This is a genomic window from Nonomuraea sp. ZG12 (genome assembly GCF_052068115.1).
In the GTDB taxonomy this organism is placed as follows: Bacteria; Actinomycetota; Actinomycetes; order Streptosporangiales; family Streptosporangiaceae; genus Nonomuraea.
This window is the reverse complement of record NZ_JBQHCW010000001.1, coordinates 114,923-131,416: the sequence shown is the minus strand read 5'-3', so window position 1 is coordinate 131,416 and position 16,494 is coordinate 114,923. Positions and strand designations below refer to the sequence as shown.

General features: G+C 72.5%; 17 protein-coding genes. 11 read left to right on the top strand and 6 right to left on the bottom strand.

The genetic code is table 11. The features are described from left to right. The first annotated feature begins 148 nt into the window (after nt 1–148). The gene (locus tag ACTMTF_RS00485) at nt 149–652 is read left to right on the top strand and encodes an ATP-binding protein (RefSeq protein ID WP_397001436.1); all 504 of its coding nucleotides are present in this window, start codon (nt 149–151) and stop codon (nt 650–652) included. 77 nt (nt 653–729) lie between these two features. After that, on the top strand, nt 730–3,144 hold the full coding sequence (locus tag ACTMTF_RS00480) for a helicase-associated domain-containing protein (protein WP_441108705.1): 2,415 nt from the start codon (nt 730–732) through the stop codon (nt 3,142–3,144). Here ACTMTF_RS00480 and ACTMTF_RS00475 read toward each other — a convergent pair. After that, nucleotides 3,128–4,147, bottom strand: coding sequence for an ABC transporter substrate-binding protein (locus ACTMTF_RS00475; protein ID WP_441108704.1), 1,020 nt, complete (start codon nt 4,145–4,147; stop codon nt 3,128–3,130). The genes ACTMTF_RS00480 and ACTMTF_RS00475 overlap by 17 nt on opposite strands. Nucleotides 4,148–4,241: 94 nt before the next feature. On the opposite strand from ACTMTF_RS00475, the gene ACTMTF_RS00470 reads away from it, so the two are divergent. The 3 genes from ACTMTF_RS00470 to ACTMTF_RS00460 are packed head-to-tail and all read left to right on the top strand — an operon-like array spanning nt 4,242 to nt 7,122. Next, nucleotides 4,242–5,303, top strand: a complete 1,062-nt coding sequence (locus ACTMTF_RS00470) for a FecCD family ABC transporter permease (RefSeq protein WP_441109808.1) — start codon at nt 4,242–4,244, stop codon at nt 5,301–5,303. Continuing rightward, entirely contained in the window at nt 5,300–6,307 is a 1,008-nt protein-coding gene (locus ACTMTF_RS00465; protein ID WP_441108703.1) for a FecCD family ABC transporter permease, read from the top strand. The genes ACTMTF_RS00470 and ACTMTF_RS00465 overlap by 4 nt, the downstream gene beginning before the upstream one ends. Then, nucleotides 6,307–7,122 carry an ABC transporter ATP-binding protein gene (locus ACTMTF_RS00460; protein WP_441108702.1) on the top strand — a complete coding sequence of 272 codons (816 nt, stop codon included), beginning with the start codon at nt 6,307–6,309 and terminating at the stop codon, nt 7,120–7,122. Before ACTMTF_RS00465 ends, ACTMTF_RS00460 begins: the two co-directional genes overlap by 1 nt. Here ACTMTF_RS00460 and ACTMTF_RS00455 read toward each other — a convergent pair. Next, a complete protein-coding gene (locus ACTMTF_RS00455; RefSeq protein WP_397001446.1) occupies nt 7,106–7,714 on the bottom strand; it encodes a TetR/AcrR family transcriptional regulator in 609 nt (202 codons plus the stop codon). The two genes, ACTMTF_RS00460 and ACTMTF_RS00455, sit on opposite strands and share 17 nt — an antisense overlap. Nucleotides 7,715–7,736: 22 nt before the next feature. Then, a complete protein-coding gene (locus ACTMTF_RS00450) occupies nt 7,737–8,990 on the bottom strand; it encodes an ArgE/DapE family deacylase (protein ID WP_441108701.1) in 1,254 nt (417 codons plus the stop codon). Nucleotides 8,991–9,170: 180 nt separating this feature from the next. On the opposite strand from ACTMTF_RS00450, the gene ACTMTF_RS00445 reads away from it, so the two are divergent. Together ACTMTF_RS00445 and ACTMTF_RS00440 are read left to right on the top strand one after the other, a co-directional pair. Next, a complete protein-coding gene (locus tag ACTMTF_RS00445; RefSeq protein ID WP_441108700.1) occupies nt 9,171–10,109 on the top strand; it encodes an endonuclease/exonuclease/phosphatase family protein in 939 nt (312 codons plus the stop codon). Nucleotides 10,110–10,211: 102 nt separating this feature from the next. Next, nucleotides 10,212–10,532: a GroES family chaperonin gene (locus ACTMTF_RS00440; RefSeq protein WP_397001452.1), complete on the top strand. Its 321-nt coding sequence runs from the start codon at nt 10,212–10,214 to the stop codon at nt 10,530–10,532. A gap of 8 nt (nt 10,533–10,540) precedes the next feature. Here the strand turns inward: ACTMTF_RS00440 and ACTMTF_RS00435 are convergent, their stop codons facing one another. Next, entirely contained in the window at nt 10,541–11,002 is a 462-nt protein-coding gene (locus ACTMTF_RS00435; RefSeq protein ID WP_397001454.1) for a TIGR02611 family protein, read from the bottom strand. A gap of 171 nt (nt 11,003–11,173) precedes the next feature. On the opposite strand from ACTMTF_RS00435, the gene ACTMTF_RS00430 reads away from it, so the two are divergent. The 3 genes from ACTMTF_RS00430 (at nt 11,174) to ACTMTF_RS00420 (ending at nt 13,935) form a co-directional block, all read left to right on the top strand. Next, the gene (locus tag ACTMTF_RS00430; protein WP_441108699.1) at nt 11,174–12,070 is read left to right on the top strand and encodes an aryldialkylphosphatase; all 897 of its coding nucleotides are present in this window, start codon (nt 11,174–11,176) and stop codon (nt 12,068–12,070) included. A 61-nt stretch (nt 12,071–12,131) separates the two neighbouring features. Continuing rightward, the gene (locus ACTMTF_RS00425; RefSeq protein ID WP_441108698.1) at nt 12,132–13,247 is read left to right on the top strand and encodes a histidine kinase; all 1,116 of its coding nucleotides are present in this window, start codon (nt 12,132–12,134) and stop codon (nt 13,245–13,247) included. Between the two features lie 43 nt (nt 13,248–13,290). After that, entirely contained in the window at nt 13,291–13,935 is a 645-nt protein-coding gene (locus ACTMTF_RS00420; protein ID WP_441108697.1) for a response regulator, read from the top strand. Here ACTMTF_RS00420 and secY read toward each other — a convergent pair. Continuing rightward, entirely contained in the window at nt 13,932–15,236 is a 1,305-nt protein-coding gene (secY, locus tag ACTMTF_RS00415; RefSeq protein WP_441108696.1) for a preprotein translocase subunit SecY, read from the bottom strand. The two genes, ACTMTF_RS00420 and secY, sit on opposite strands and share 4 nt — an antisense overlap. An 89-nt stretch (nt 15,237–15,325) precedes the next feature. Between secY and ACTMTF_RS00410 the strand changes: the two genes are divergently transcribed. Continuing rightward, the gene (locus tag ACTMTF_RS00410; protein ID WP_441108695.1) at nt 15,326–15,931 is read left to right on the top strand and encodes an AAA family ATPase; all 606 of its coding nucleotides are present in this window, start codon (nt 15,326–15,328) and stop codon (nt 15,929–15,931) included. Here ACTMTF_RS00410 and ACTMTF_RS00405 read toward each other — a convergent pair. Next, entirely contained in the window at nt 15,873–16,493 is a 621-nt protein-coding gene (locus ACTMTF_RS00405) for a TetR/AcrR family transcriptional regulator (RefSeq protein WP_441108694.1), read from the bottom strand. The two genes, ACTMTF_RS00410 and ACTMTF_RS00405, sit on opposite strands and share 59 nt — an antisense overlap. Nucleotide 16,494 lies beyond the last annotated feature (1 nt).

The following is a 16,494-nucleotide window of genomic DNA, read 5'->3' as shown; positions in this document are numbered from 1 at the left end:
AGTCTGTCACTTCACGGCCGAAAGATCATGGGCCGCGGACAAGATCCCCTTTCCCACCGATTGACCTTTTGATGGCCATACCGTAGCGGCTGCAAGTTCCCTCTGCACGTGCATTCGCTCTTGCAAGTGCACGAGAGTTTGTCGCAGAATGATCAACGTGCAATCCACCACGGCGCTCGGCCAATGGACCACGTTCGACTGGTGGCCCCCGGTCGGCTGGTGGCCCGACGCGGCGCGCGATCTGCTGATGTCCGGGCCTTCCGCCAGCGCCACGTTCGTGCTCCCCCCGGTCGCGTCCTCCGTCCACTCCGCCCGCTGCTTCGCCGCCGGGGCGCTCACCGCGTGGGGCCTCACCGAGCTCGCCGACAACATGGAGCTGGTGGTGTCGGAGCTGGCCACCAACGCGCTGCGCCACGGCCTGCGCCTGGAGGAGCCCCGCTGCCAGCGCCCCGTCCACATGTCCCTGGTGCGTCATGGATCACTGGTGACCAGTGCTTTCACCGATCCCGGCGCCTCGGTGCCCGTGCTGAGATACCCTGGCCCCCTTGACACCGGTGGCCTAGGTCTGCACATCGTCGACTCGTTAAGCCTTCGGTGGGGCTGGTCCGCCCTCTCGCCCCACGGGAAGATCGTCTGGGCAGTCCTCTGCTAGCCGGTGTGATCTGCATTACCGTGGATGGTCATGGCTCACGGTGAGTTCCACGCGCGACCCCATGAGAGTGCTGACCGATGGACGATCACCTGCTCGGCTGGCTACGAACCCTCGACGAAGACCGGCTCTGCCGCATCCTGGCTAACCGTCCCGACGCCATCGCCGCACCGTGGCCACGGCGCCTCGACACCCTGGCCCAGCGGCTGAGCAACGGCTTCGCCGCGCTCGAGGCGCTGCGGAGGCTCCCGTTGCCCTGCCTGCAGCTCGCCGAGGCCTGCGCGGTCACCCACGAGGCGACCGCCGACCGGCTGGCCGACTTCCTCGGCACGCCGGTCGAGGAGCTCCGTCCCTGGCTCGACCACCTCTACGACCACGCGCTCGCCTGGCCGGCCGCCGACGGCCTGATCCACCTGGCCGAGGCCGTCTCCCGGTGGTGGACCGCGCCGCTCGGCCTGGGCGAGCCGCTCGACCACTACCTCAACTCCTGGACCATCAGCACCGACACGCTGCGCGCCCTGGCCCGCAGCCTCGGCCTGCCCCCGCACGCCAACAAGCGCCGCACGATCAACCGGGTGACCGAGGCGCTCGGCGACCCCGGCCGCCTGGGGACCCTGCTGGCGCACGCCCCCGCGGGCACGCGCGACCTGCTCGACTCCTTCGCCTGGGAGGGCCCCGTACGTGACGTCGACGGGGCCAGGTTCGTCGTCCACGGCTCGCCGGAGAAGTGGTCGGCCGACCACGGCCTGCTCTACCGGCCGAGCTGGAACGTCGCCGAGATGCCCAGGGAGGTGGCGCTCTGCCTGCGCGGCCCCGGCTACCGTCCGCCGTTCGCCCCGCAGGCGCCCGAGGTGGCCACCATCCCGGTCGACCCCGAGGAGGTCGACCACCTGATGACGCTGGCCGCGCCGCACGTCGTGGAGCGGTGCGCGGCCCTGCTGGACAACACCTCCAAGACGCCGCTGCCACTGCTCAAGTCCGGCGGCGTGGGCGTGCGCGAGGTTCGCAGGGTGGCCAAGGAGACCGGCTGCGACGAGGACGAGACGCGCCTGCTGCTGGAGATCTGCGCGGTGGCCAGGCTGCTCGCCTGGGACGAGCCGTCCGGCGGCATGGTGCCCACCGAGCGGTTCGACCGCTGGCGGCTGGACGAGGGCTCGGCCCGGCTGCGGGTGCTGCTGTCGGCCTGGTGGCGCATGGAGCGCTCCTCGCTGCGCAGGTCGGACGGCAAGTACGGCACCGTGCTCGGCGACGACCAGAGCGGCCCCGCCGTCGCCCGCATCCGCCGCGCGGTGCTCTCCGTCCTGCAGCACCTGCCTTCGGGTACGGCCTTCGCCGACCGCGCGTCCCTGGTGGGCAACGTGCACTGGCACGCCCCGCTGCTCGACCGCGACCTGCTCGCCGAGTGCGCCTCGGCGGTGATCGACGAGGCACGGCTGCTCGGTCTGCTGGCCAACGACGCGCTCACCGATCTCGGGCGGGCGCTGGCGGGGCTGTCGGGCCAGGCCGGTGGCGAGAGCGACGCGCACGTGCCCCTGGTGGAGCACGATCCGGTGCTGGTGGAGGCCTCGACGAGGGCGCTGGCCAGCGTGCGCAGGAGCGCCCTGTTCGGCCCGGACCTGACCGCGGTGGTGACCGGGCCGCCGTCGGCCGAGCTGGCGTGGCTGCTGGACCGGGTGGCCGAGCGGGAGTCGCGGGGCGCGGCCTCGGTGTGGCGCTTCACCACCGAGAGCGTGCGCCGCGCGCTCGATCGCGGCTATGACGCCGACGAGCTGCTGAACGAGCTGTCCGAGGTCGGCGCCATCCCGCAGCCGCTCGAATATCTGGTGCGCGACGTGGCCCGCAGGCACGGCGAGGTGACGGTGACCACCGTGGGCTGCGTCGTGCAGGCCTCCGACCCGGCGCTGCTCGCCGAGATCGCCGGGCATCGCAGACTCGCCAGGCTGGGGATACGGCTGCTGGCTCCCACGGTGCTGGTGGCCTCCGCCACGGCCGAGCGCACGCTGGCCGCGCTGCGCGAGCACGGCTACTCCCCGGTGCCGATCGCCGACACGGGCGAGATCGCCATCCGCCGCAGCACCCGCGTCGAGCGTCCGCTGGGCGGCAAGCTCATCCTGCTGCCCGGCGGTCAGGTGGCCGAGCTGCCCGAGCCCGCCGGTTCCGAGGGGCCCCCGCAGGTGATCGCCGAGCCGACGCCCGACCCGCAGGAGCACGCCCGCCGGCTGATCGCCGACAGCCGGTCGGCCGGCGAGCAGAACGGACGCACCTGGGCCGTCATCGGCAGGATGGCGGTCCGGCTGCCGACCGCCCAGCAGTCACTGCTCGGCTTCGTCGTCGACCGGGGGGTGCGGGCGGGCATCACGCTGACCGACGGCCTGACCGCCACGATCAGCCACGGCGAGCTGCGCGGCGGCGCCCTCGACGCGTGGTGCGAGGAGGCCGGCGACTACCTCGAGTTCCCCCTGGCCGAGATCGTCGAGGTCACCGCAGCGCACTAGCCTTCTTCAGGTTGGTCACCAGCTCCTCCAGGAAGTCGGCGTAGCCCTGGTAGCTGAAGGGGGCCTCGGCACGCCACGGGTAGAGCTGGCCGGCCTTGACCGCGGGGAGCTTGGTGAAGGTGGGCTTCTTCATCATCTCCTCGGGGGTGAGCGCCTGGGTGCGCGTGTCGTACAAAATCACGTCCGCGTCGTACATGTCGGCGTTCTCCCAGCTCAGTGTCTGGAAGAAGCCGCCCTCGTCGACCTTGTCCGGCTTGACGATGTCCAGGCCGTTCTCGGTGAGGTGCATGATGTCGGCGTACTCGGGCGGGTTCACCACCCACATCTGGTCGGCGCCGCCGGACACCATGAGGATCTTGAGGTCCTTGAACTGGGCGAGCTCCTTCGTGGCGGCCGCCATCCGCGCCTTGGCCTCCGGCACGCCCTTCATGTCGGCGCCGAGGGACTTGGCCAGCTCCTCGTACTTGCCGATGACCTGGCTCGCGTTCTGGCCGGTGAGCATGATGCCGGCGGTGGGGGCGATCTGCTCGATGGTGTCCTTGGACTTCTCCGGGACGTACCAGAGCGTGCCCTTCTCGTACATGCTGCTGACGAGCAGCTCGGGCTGCAGAGCGATGTACTGCTCGACGTTGAACTCGTCCCAGACGTTGCCCAGGCCGGTGACCTTGGTGATGTCGACGTTGCCGACCTGCGGGTCCTTGGCGCCGCTCGCCAGCTTGTGCGGGCCGAACACGCCGACCGGGCGGACGCCGAAGTCCCACAGCGCGGCCGCCGCGCCGACCTGGGCGACGACCCGGGTGGGGGTCTTGGGGAGGTCGAGTTTCTTGCCGCGGTCGTCGGTGAACGTCCACGCCTGGGCCGCCTGTGCCGCCTGTGCCGTCGGGTCCGACGCCGGGGCCGCCGAGGTCGCGCCGCCGCCACCACAGGCCGACAGGGTGAGGGCGGCCGCGAGGCCGACCGTGGTCGCGAGGAAGCCCCTGCGAGCCAGTACCGGTCCCGACATGTTCGTCTCCTAAGGTTAGGCTTGCCTTCGTACTTAGGCTTTAGATTAGCCTCGCCTAAGCTTGACCATGACGAAAGGGGGTCCGGTGCGGCAGATCGAGCCCGCCACCCAGGCGGTCTCCGCCGAGGTCACCGGCCCGTCCCCGGCACATCCTCGCGGGCGCCGGGCGGCTCTCGTCGGCGGTCTGGCGCTGGCGGCAGGCGTGCTCGTGCTGGTGGCGATGGCCAGCGTGGCGCTGGGGGCGCGGGCGATGCCGCTGTCCACGGTGCTGGACGCGTTACTGGCCCCGGACGCCTCCAGCGACCACACCGTGATCCGTGAGCTGCGCGTCCCGCGCACCCTGCTCGGCATCATGGTCGGCGCGTCGCTCGGGCTCGCGGGGGCGCTCATGCAGAGCCTGACCCGCAACCCGCTGGCCGACCCCGGGCTGCTCGGCATCAACGAGGGCGCGGCGCTCGGCGTCACGCTCGCGCTCGCGGTCCTGGGCCTGTCCGATCCGACGGTCTACGTATGGTTCGCCTTCGCGGGCGCCGCGCTGGCCTCGGTCGTGGTCTACTCGCTGGGCTCCTCAGGCCGCTCGGGCGCGGGTCCGGTACGGCTGGCGCTGGCGGGCATCGCGGTGGGCATGGTCTTCACCGCGGCGAGCTCGGCCATCCTGCGCATGGACACCGAGACGTACGACCGGATGCGGTTCTGGCTGGCGGGCTCGCTGGCCGGGCAGACCGCCGACACCATGGCACGGCTGGCGCCCTTCATGATCGCCGGACTGGCGCTGGGGCTGCTGCTGGGCAGGCCGCTCAACATGCTGTCGCTGGGCGACGACGCCGGTAAGGCGCTGGGCGTGGCGGTCACCCGTACCAGGGTGCTGACCGCGGTGGCCGTGACGCTGCTGTGCGGCGCGGCCACGGCCGCGGCGGGCCCGCTGTGGTTCGTCGGGCTGGCCGTGCCGCACGCCGTGCGCGCGGTGGTGGGGCACGACCAGCGCTGGGTGCTGCCGTACTCCGCGCTGGTGGCGCCCGTGCTGCTGCTGGCCGCCGACGTGGTGGGGCGGCTCGTCGCCAGGCCGGGAGAGGTGCAGGTGGGCATCATGTGCGCGGTGCTCGGCGCGCCCGTCTTCATCCTGATGACCAGGCGCAGGAGGCTCGCCGCCCTATGACCGTACGCCTGGGCCCCTGGTCCGTCCGGATCGCGCCGCGCGCGCTCGGCGTCACCGCGCTGCTGCTGCTCATCGCCTGCGCGGTGGCCGTGGCGGCGATCTCGACCGGCGAGTTCACCGTCTCCGTCCCCGACATCCTGACCGCGCTGTTCGGGCAGGGCACGCCGGTCGCCGAGCTCATCGTCAGCAAGCTGCGCGCCCCGCGCGTGGCCACCGGGCTGCTGGTGGGGGCGGCGTTCGGGGTGAGCGGGGCGATCTTCCAGAGCCTCACCAGAAACCCCCTCGGCAGCCCCGACTTCATCGGCTTCACCGCCGGGGCCTCCACCGGCGGCATCATGGCCGTGGTCGCGGGCGGGTCGGCCATGACGATCGCGGGCGGCGCGCTTGCCGGGTGCGTGGTGACCGCGCTGCTGGTCTACGCGCTGGCGTTCCGGCGCGGCGTGCAGGGCTACCGGCTGGTTCTGGTCGGCATCGGGGTCAACGCCCTGCTGCTGTCGGTCAACTCCTACCTGCTGACCAGGGCCAACATCAACGACGCGGCGACCGCCGGAGCGTGGCTGACCGGCAGCCTGAGCGGGCGCGGGTGGGACCACGCGATCCCGGTGGCGCTGGCCCTGGTGCTGCTGCTGCCCGTCTGCGCGGTCGTGGCCAGGCCGCTGCGGATGATCGAGATGGGCGACGACTCCGCCCGCGCCATGGGCATCAGGGTCGAGGCGGTGCGGGCCGCGGCCATCGTGTCGGGGGTGCTGCTGTGCGGGGTGGCGACGGCCGCCGCCGGGCCCGTGGTGTTCGTCGCGCTGGCCGCGCCGCAGCTCGCCCAGCGGCTGACCCGCTCGCCGGGCGTGAGCCTGACCTCCTCGGCGCTCATGGGCGCCGTGCTGCTGACCGTCTCCGACCTGCTCGCCCAGCGCCTGCTCGCCCCGACCCAGCTGCCCGTCGGCGTGCTGACCGCCGCCATCGGCGGCACCTACCTCGCCTTCCTCCTGCGAAAGGACCGCCACTGATGGCCGTACCGACGCCTGGCAGCCGCCTGTGGGGCGGCGAGCTCACCCTCGCCTACGACCAGCGGGTGGTGGCCACCGACCTGAGCGTGGCCATCCCCGACGGGTCCTTCACCGTGATCATCGGCCCGAACGCGTGCGGCAAGTCCACCCTGCTGCGGGCGCTGGCCAGGATGCTCAAGCCCAAGGCCGGCGCGGTGCACCTGGACGGCGGCATCATCACCGCGCTGCCGTCGAAGGAGGTCGCCCGGCGCCTCGGCCTGCTGCCGCAGAGCTCGATCGTGCCCGACGGCATCACCGTGGCCGACCTGGTGTCGCGCGGCCGCTACCCGCATCAGCGGCTCATGCGCCAGTGGTCCAAGACCGACGAGGCGGCGGTGACGGAGGCGATGCGGGCCACGCACGTGACCGAGTTGGCCGACCGGATCGTGGACGAGCTGTCCGGCGGGCAGCGGCAGCGGGTGTGGCTGGCGATGGCGCTCGCCCAGGAGACGCCGATCCTGCTGCTGGACGAGCCGACGACCTTCCTCGACATCGCCCACCAGATCGAGGTGCTCGACCTCTGCGCCGACCTGCACGAGGCGGGCCGGACGATGGTGGCGGTGCTGCACGACCTCAACCAGGCCTGCCGCTACGCCACCCACCTGGTCGTCATGCGCGAGGGCGAGATCGTCGCCGAGGGCGATCCGGCCGAGGTCGTCACCCCCGACCTGGTGCGGCAGGTCTTCGACCTGGGCTGCGAGGTCATCCCGGACCCGCAGTCGGGCACGCCGATGGTGGTCCCGCACTGCCGCCGCCGGGTCACCTCTCCGGCCTGACCAGCGCCCCGGCCAGCTCCAGGACGGCCCGCCCCGCCCGCTCACGCCCGAACGCCTCCTCCAGCACGCCCGCCACCTCGGCGCCCACGGCCGCGAGCAGCGCGTGGGCGAGCACCTCGGCGTCGCAACCGGGCCGGGCGGCGGTCAGCAGGATCACGGTGTGCCGGTGCCAGAACCGGTAGGCGCCGATCCGGTAGCGGGCCCCCGGGCTGGCCGTCTCCGACATCCGCACCAGGTGCAGATGATCGAACAGATAGTCCAGATAGGCCTCGACGAAGGCGATCAGCCGCTCCGGCGCGGGCGCGCCCGGCCCCAGCGGCGGCGGCCCGGACAGGATCCGCTCCTGCAGGTCGCGCTCCCGCTCGTCGAGCAGCGCCACCGCGAGCCCCGACTTGTCGCCGAACCTGCGGAACAGCGTGCCCTTCCCCACCCCCGCGGCCGCCGCCACGGCGTCCATGGAGACGCCGTCGACCCCATGGGCGGCGAACAGCGCGGCGGCGGCGGTCAGCACCTTCTCCCGGTTGCGCGCGGCGTCCGCCCGCTCCTGTGCCGGGCGGCTGCGCAGCAGCTCCAGCGGCTCGTTCTCGGCCATATCCGGACTATAGTCCAATTGGTCAGTAAGCCCCGCAGCGGCGCACCGCCAGGAGCGCCAGGGCGCGCGTCACCTCACGCACCTCGCGCAACTCCACCTGCTCACGCGGCGCGTGCGCGTAGCGTACGTCGCCCGGCCCGTAGTGCAGCGTCGGGATCCCGCCCGCCGCGTAGAGCCGCAGATCGCTTCCGTACGGCGCGGCCGCCTCGGCGGGCGCGGCGCCACCGGCGTCCGCCACGGCCGTCCTGACCTCACTCAGCAGGGCATGCCCGGCCGGCAACCGCCCGCTGGCGAACTGCCCGCCCGGCCACGTCACCACGGGCGGGTGCTCGCGCAGCCACGGGTGCGCCGGCGTCAGCACCGCCTCCTCGAACGCCGTCCGCGCCTCGGCCGGGTCCTCGTCCAGCCGCACCCCCAGGCGGCCTTCGGCGACCAGCAGGTCCGGCACCGTGCTCGCCCAGTCGCCGGCCCGGACCGTGCCGACCTCGATCGGGTACGGCAACGGGATGCCGCCGAAGATCGCGGGGACGTCGCGATTGCGCTCCGCCTCCAGGCACCTGATCGCCTCGAACACCGGCCAGAACACCTCGACGGCGTTCACCCCCTCCAGGCGGGCGCCGCCGTGCGCGGCCCGCCCGGCGATCTCCAGCCGGAACGTCAGCGCGCCCGCGTTCGCGGTGACGACGGCGCCGCTGGTCGGCTCGGTGATGACGGCCGCCTCGGCGGTGTGCCCCCTGGCCAGCGTGCCGAACGCGCCCAGCCCGCCGTCCTCCTCGCTGACCACGCAGTGCACGGCCAGCGGCCTGGCCAGCTTGACGCCCGCCCGCCTGATCGCGCGCACCACCGCCAGGTTGGCGGCCAGCCCCGCCTTCATGTCGCACGCGCCCCTGCCGTGCAGGACGCCGCCGGAGACGCGCGCGGCGAACGGGTCGCTGCCCTCCCACTTGGCCAGGTCGCCCGTCGGCACCACGTCGACGTGCCCCTGCAACGCCAGCGCCGGAACGCCCTCCCCGCCGGTCACGCCCACCACGCCGTAGCCCTCCACACGCGGGGCCTCGCCGCCGGGGAAGCCCTCGCGCCGTCTGAGGTCCTCAAGGTCGAGCTTCCATACGTCCACGTCCAGGCCCGCCTCGGTGAGCAGGCGGGCCAGGTGGTGCTGCAACTCGGACTCGGCGTCGCTGCCCGTGATGCTCGGCACCCGGACGGTCTCGGCCAGCAGTTCTTCGGTCTCGGCCTCGTCGATGGCGTTGAGGACCCTGGTCTCGGCGTCACGCATGGCCACACCTTCTCATGACCCGACCCCCGCGATTCGAGGTGGTGTGAACCCCGAAGGGGGACGGTGCGACCCCAGCGATTCGAGGTGGTGTGAACCCCGAAGGGGGACGGTGCGACCCCGGCCATTCCGGGTGGTGTGAACCCGGAGGGGTCGTTGTGGCGATACAGGTCGGAGGTGCGTATGCGGGTTTGGCCGAAGGTGCTGGTCTGGGTGGCGGTGACACCGTTCGCGGGGTGGGCGGTGCTGCGGGTCTCGGGGTACGAGCCGGTGTGGCCGTGGACGCCGCTGGTGGCGTACACGCCGTACGCGGCGGTCGTGGCGGGGGTCGGGCTGCTGCTGGCGGCCGCGCTGAGACAGCGGGCCGCGGCCGTGGTGGCGCTCGCCACCACGGTGGTGCTGGCGTGCACCGTGCTGCCCCGAGCCGCCGCCACCGAGCCGGAAGGGGCGAGCGGGGAGACGCTCCGGGTGCTGGCGGCCAACCTGCTGGTGGGCTCCGCCGACGAGGTGGCGCTGATGGCGCTGGTCGAGCGGCTGCGGCCGGACGTGCTGGCGCTGCAGGAGCTGACCCCCGCCGCCCAGGCCCGCCTCGACGCGGCGGGCCTGCGAGAGGCGCTGCCGCACGCGGTGACGCGCCCCAAGCGGGGGGCGGGCGGCTCGGCCGTGTACGCCCGGCACCCGCTCACCGGCGGCGAGGTGATCGAGCACGGCGGGTTCCGCCAGGTCAAGGCCGTGCTCACGCACCCGTCGGGGACCCGCGTGGAGGTCGTGTCGGTGCACCCGTGCGCGCTGCGGCTGTATGCCAGGCAGCCGTGCTGGAGATCGGGCCTGAAGGCGCTGCCCGACGCGGACGCGAACGGGCCGCTACGGGTGCTGGCGGGCGATTTCAACGCGACGCTCGACCACCTGCTGGTGCGTGACCTGCTCGCCACCGGCTATCGCGACGCCGCCGACGTGACCGGGCACGGCCTCACGGCCACCTGGCCACAGGGCGGCTGGCTGCCCGGCGTCGCCATCGATCACGTGCTGGCCGACGAGAGCATGGCGGTGCTGACGTTCGACGTGCACCCGCTGCGGGGCACCGATCACCGCCCGGTGTTCGCGGTGCTCGGCCTGCCGTGACCCAGGTCCGCGTCGCAGGACGGGCTCGGGGGCGGTCCCGCCGCTCGTGAGCGCCGAGGCGTACGGGAGTGGTGGGGGCGCGGTGTACGTAAACTTGAGCCTGTGGAACCACCCAAGTTCGAGATTCAGATGCTGCACGACCGGGTCATGATCCGGCTGGAGCAGGCGGCCGAGGAGCGGCGCAGTGGCTCCGGGATCGTCATTCCCGCGACGGTCAAGATGGCCAACCGCCTGGCGTGGGGCGAGATCTGCGGCGTCGGCTCGAACGTGCGCTCGGTCAAGGTCGGCGACAAGGTGCTGCTCAACCCCGAGGAGCAGTACGAAGTGGAGCTGCACGCGCAGGTCTATCTGGTGATGCGCGAGCGAGATCTGCACGCGGTCGCCACCCAGTCGACCGACCACGGCACCGGCCTCTACCTGTAGGCCGGCGGCTACCTGAGGACTAACTGCCGCGCTATCTGGATCACGTCCACACCGAGGGTGCGCAGCCCGAAGTAGACGATGGCCGTGGCCGCGATCACGGTCACCACGGCCACGACGATGCGGACCGTCCAGCCCTGCCGCTTGTACCACTCGGTCCAGGCGTGCAGCGTGCGCTTGCCGAACTCCAGGGCCTTGTGCGCCCAGTGGAACTCGGTGGCCAGCACCGCCAGCCCGGCGAACACGATCAGCCAGCCCGGCCCCGGAAACGGCACCATGACCAGGCCGCCCCCGACCATGAGCCCGCCGATCACGCCGATGACGATCTTCAGGGTGAGCGCGCCGGCACGCGTCGATCTGATGCCGTCGAGCCTGCCATGGAGCCCGGAGCGACGTGCGGGCATGCCGGAGCGGTCGGCCGCCTCTTCCTTGACGAGGTCGGCGTCGCCGGTCTCTGGTTTATGCGTGGGCACGGTCCCCCCGGACAGTCGGTGTGTTCCCCAGGATAAGGGTCGGGCATTTGGAGAGGATGTCCAAACGCGGACTTCGGCGCACACGTCCAATAAACGCCAAGAGAGTAAAATATCCCACTTGATCAGGCAAGTTCCGACTTATGTCGGATATCGTTTGCTATGCCCGAGGTCATGCTTCGCACCGTAACCGGCCCCATCCGCGCGGCCACCGTCAGCGGTCCCGTACTCCCCCACGAGCACCTGCGCACCGACATGCGCTGGGCCGCCGGGATCGACTCCGACCCCTACCGCTGGCTGGACGAGGAGCAGACCGTCACCGCCGAGCTCCGCGAGCTGCGCCAGTCCGACGAGCTCGGCCTGATCGTGGACCTGACCTGCATCGGCATGGGCCGCGACGCCACCTGCCTGGCCCGCGTCGCCTCGGGCGGCCGGGTGCCGGTGATCGCCGCCACCGGCCTGTTCACCGAGCCGTTCAACAACGTACGCGACCAGGACGTGGACACGCTCACCGGCCTGCTGATGGCCGACATATCCGACGGGATGGAGGGCAGCGGCGTCTTCCCCGGCGTGATCGGCGAGGTCGGGTGCTGGGGCGACCGGGCCACACCCGCCGAGGAGCGCGCCCTGGTCGCCGCCGCCCGCGCCTCGCTCGCCTCCCGGCTGTCCGTCGCCACCTACGGCCAGGACGCTCTCGGCCAGCTGGAGATCCTGCTGGCGCAGGGGCTGCCGGGCTCGCGGGTGGCCGTGGGGTACGCGGGCGCCGACCCGGCCGTGGCCCGCAAGATCGCCGAGGCGGGCTCGTACGTGAGCGTGGGCGCGCTCGCGGCCGGCCTGGAGCGGACGACCGCGGTGGCCCTGAACCTGATCGAGGAGGGGTACGCCGACCGGCTGCTGCTCAGCACCGGGCTGAGCCGGGTGTCGCAGGTGCGCAAGTACGACGGGCCCGGCTACGCGCACCTGTTCCGGGAGGTGCTGCCCCAGCTGCGCGAGGCCGGCGTCGAGGAGAGCACACTGCGCACCGTCACCCACGACAACCCCCTGCGCTGGCTGACCTCCGGAACCGCCTGACCCCCATCGCCGCGCCCGGGACTGGCTAGGATCGAACCACATGATCCTGGCCGGGTGAGGTATGGAAACGCAGCACACGCGCGGGCGAGACCGCAGAAGGGCGCTGTCCCGCCTGACGCGGCTGGGTGACGTCCCGGTCGTCGTCATGCTGGCATGGGCCGGCTGGCTCGCCGTCCCGTGGTCGTTCAGCGGCCTGGCCCAGGCCCGCGCCGCCGCCGCGGCCGCCGCCGACGCCGTCCCGCCGCCCGCCCGCAGCGCCGAGGAGTCCGTACGCCACCCGCAGTCCGTACGCCACCCGCTCGCGGATGCGACACCGGCCAAGGCCTGGGGCATCCCGGCCCCGGAGGCACAACGCCTCACCGTGTCGGCCGGATCTGACCAGCAAACCCGAACCAGCCCAGCCGACGATCAGGACACCCAGGTCAGGCCCACGGGTATCGAGCCGGGCACCCGAACTGACCCCTCCGGCATCGGGCAGAGCGCCCAGGTCCCGCTCGCAGAGGTCGGTGCGGACGTGCGGGCTCGGCTCGCGGGTGAGGTGCATGACGCGGCGGGCCACGGGCTGGCGGCCATCGCCATGCAGGCCGGCCTCGCCCTGGTCGCGCTCGACGACGATCCCGAGCAGGCCCGCGAGTCGCTGCAGGCCATCCGGCAGACCAGCCTCACCACACTCACCCAGCTACGCGCGGCACTCGACCGCCTGGATCCGCACGACCCAGCCGACCCGCGAGCCCCAACCGACCCACGTCACCTAAGCGACCAGCGTGGGGCGGGCGACCCGGGCGACCCGAAGGACCCGGCTCCCGGTGCGGTCGAGGATCTGTCCGGCCTCATCGCGGGGGTGCGGGCGGCCGGGCTGCCCGTGGACGTGGAGCCGGCGAGCCCGGTCGTCCCCGCCCACCTGCGGGGCACCGTCTACCGAGTGGTGCGCGAGTCGCTGACCAACGTGCTGCGGCACGCCGGTCCGACCAGGGCGCTGGTACGGGTGGCCAACGACCCGTGCGAGTTCGTGCTGGAGGTCGCCGACCGGGGCGTGGGCTGGTCGGGCGCCGCCGACGGGCGCGGGCTCACCGGCATGCGCGCCGGGGTGACCGGCGCGGGAGGCCTGTTCGCGGCAGGCCCACGCGAGGGCGGCGGCTTCCAGGTCGTGGCCCGCTTCCCCCAGGACCCCACATGATCACCGCCCCCCACCCCACTCCCCGCACCCCGCAGGGGGACGGGTGATCACCGTTGCCGTGGCCGACGATCAGGCGGTGGTGCGGATGGGGCTCAAGGCGCTGCTGGAGCGGGAGCCCGATCTGCGGCACGTGGGCGAGGCCGCCGACGGGGCGGGCGCGCTCGCGCTGCTCCGCCGCGCCCGACCGGACGTGCTGCTGCTGGACATCCGGATGCCCGGCATGGACGGCCTGGCCACGCTGCGCGCGATCGCGGCCGACGCCGAGCTGAGCGCCACCAGGATCGTGGTGGTCACCACGTTCGCCGTGGACGAGTACGTCTTCGCCGCGCTCCAGGCGGGCGCGAGCGGGTTCCTGCTGAAGGACAGCGCCCCGGAGGAGCTGGTCAACGCGGTGCGGGTGGTGGCGGCGGGCGAGGCGCTGTTGTCTCCGGCGATCACGCGTAAGGTCATCGGCCTGTTCGGCCGGCACGGCGCGGAGCCGGTGCGGGGCCTGGAGACGCTGACGCCGCGCGAGCGTGAGCTGGTCGCCTGGGTCGCCACCGGCAGGTCCAACGAGGAGATCGCCAAGGAGCTGGTGATCAGCCCGGACACCGTCCGCACGCACGTCAGCCGGGCCATGGTCAAACTGGGCGCCCGGGACCGGGCGCAGCTCGTGGTGTTCGCGATGCGGGCCGGGCTCGCCGTCTAGGACCTGAGGAAGCCCTCGTAGGTGCGCTGCTGCACCTGGGCCTCGATCTGCTTGACGGTGTCCAGCCCCACACCCACCATGATCAGCACGCTGGTGCCGCCGAACGGGAAGTTCTGCTGCGTACCGGGATCTTTGAGTATCGCGAAGGCCACCAGCGGCACCAGCGCCAGCGCCGCCAGGTAGAACGCCCCCGGCGCGGTGAGCCGCGACAGGATGTACGCGAGATACTCCGCGGTCGGCCTGCCCGGCCGCACCCCCGGCACGAACCCCCCGTACCGCCTGATGTTGTCGGCCACCTCGACGGGATTGACCGTGATGGACACGTAGAAGTACGCGAACGCGACGATGAGCAGGACGTACACCGCCATGTAGAGCGGGTGGGAGCCGGACGTCAGCGTGCGCGCGATCCACCCGCCTGTCTCCTCCCCCAGCATGGGCCCCAGCAACGGCATGGCAAGGGTGGGCAGGTAGAGCAGAGACGTGGCGAAGATGACCGGCACGATGCCCGCCTGGTTGACCTTGAGCGGGATGTAGGTGCTGCTGCCGCCGTACGTCCGGCGCCCGACCAGCCGCTTGGCGTACTGCACGGGCACCCGCCGCTGCGCCTGCTCCACGAACACCACGGCCGCGACCAGGAACACCCCCGACACCAGGATGACCACGAAGGCGAACGGGCTCAGCACGAACATGGTCGCCATGTAGGACGGGAAGACGGCCACGACCTGGGTGAACATCAGCAGCGACATCCCGTTGCCGATCCCGCGGTCGGTGATGAGCTCGCCGATCCACATGACCACGCAGGTGCCCGCCACCATGGTCAGCACCAGCACGGTCACGGCCGGCAGGCTCGGGTCGTGCAGCAGCGGCCGGGGGCACCCGGGCAGCAGTTGCCCGGCACGTGCCAGGGCGACGATCGTGGTGGCGTTCAGCACGGCCAGCGCCACGGTCAGGTAGCGCGTGTACTGCGTGATCCGCGCCTGCCCCGCCTGGCCCTCCTTCCGCAGCGCCTCCAGCTTAGGCACCATGACCGCGGCCAGCTGCATGACGATGCTGGCGGTGATGTACGGCATGACGCCCAGCGCGAACACCGACAGCCGCAGCATCGCGCCCCCGCTGAGCAGCTGCACCATGTCGAACAGCCCGCCGCGCGCCGACCCCACGCACTCGCGCACCGCCACCACGTCCACCCCCGGCGACGGCAGCACCTGCCCGAGCCTGAACAGCGCGAGCAACCCGAGGGTGAACAGCACCTTCTTGCGGAGCTCCGGCACCCGGAACGCCCCGGTGAGCATGGTCAGCATGTGCAGGAGTCTGGCCGCGTACCGCCTCCCGGTCGTCCGCTCAGCGGCGGCGTGCGCGTACGCGAATCCGCGTACGGCACACTGATCGGGTGAGCGGGCAGGGCGTGGTCTGGGTGGTCAGCGGTCCGCCGGGGGCGGGCAAGTCCACGGTGGCGGCCGCGCTGCTCGCGCGCCTGTCCCCGGTGCCGGCCCTGCTCGACAAGGACACGCTGTACGGCGACCTCGTCGGCGAGCTTCTCCGGGCATACGGCAGGCCACACGGTGAGCGCGAGGGCCGCTGGTACGACGAGCATGCCAAGGTGCACGAGTACGCCGGGCTGACCAGGACCGCCAGGCAGATCCGCGAGCACGGCTGCCCGGTGCTGCTCGACGGCCCGTTCACCGGCCAGGTCCACTCGGCGGCCAGGTGGGCGCGCTGGGTGGCGGAGCTCGGCGGGCCGCCGGTGCGCCTGCTGTGGGTCCGCTCCGACGGCCCGACGCTGCGGGAGCGGCTGGTGGCCAGGGGGCTGGACAGGGACGCGGGCAAGCTGGCGGCGTTCGAGGACTATCTGACGGCCGTCAAGGTGAACGAGCCGCCCGCCGTACCCCATCTGGAGATCGACAACCGGCCGGGAGCGCCGTCGCCGGACGCGCAGCTCACGGCGGCGGGTATGCGGCCGCGAACACCGCGGGCAGGCGCGGGACCTGGCGGGTGAAGCGGCCCTGCTCGTAGGTGACGTCCGGCTCGTTGGCGAGCTGCTGCGAGATCAGCCCGGCGATCAGAGCGGAGGCCAGGTCGAGGCCCTCCTCGCTCGCGGCGTCCGGGTGCAGCTCGCCCCGCCGGACGGCGGCCCGGATCAGGGCGGTGAAGTGGGCGTGGATGTCCCGGGCGGGCGCGTAGGACTCCGGTGACGGCACGAAACCGGGCACCGGCCGCCAGAACAGGAGCTGGGCCAGCACCTGGTTGGCCATCACCCAGCGGGCGCCGGCCTCCAGGGAGGCGCCCATGGCGGCCAACCCCGGCTCGTGCGGCGCGGCGGCCTGCCGCACGGCGACGAGATAGCCCTCCTGGCCGAGCTTGAACAGCACGTCGTAGAGGGCGTGCCGGGACGGGACGTACTTGTACAGCGACGGCGGCTGGACGCCGAGCCGTCTGGCCACGGCCGACAGGGTCAGCCCGGCCACCCCTTCCTCGGCCATCACCTCCAGGGCGATGTCGCGGATCTCGGTCAGGGTCTCGGCTCGGCGGCGGGACCTGCGGTCGGAAATGTCAGCCACG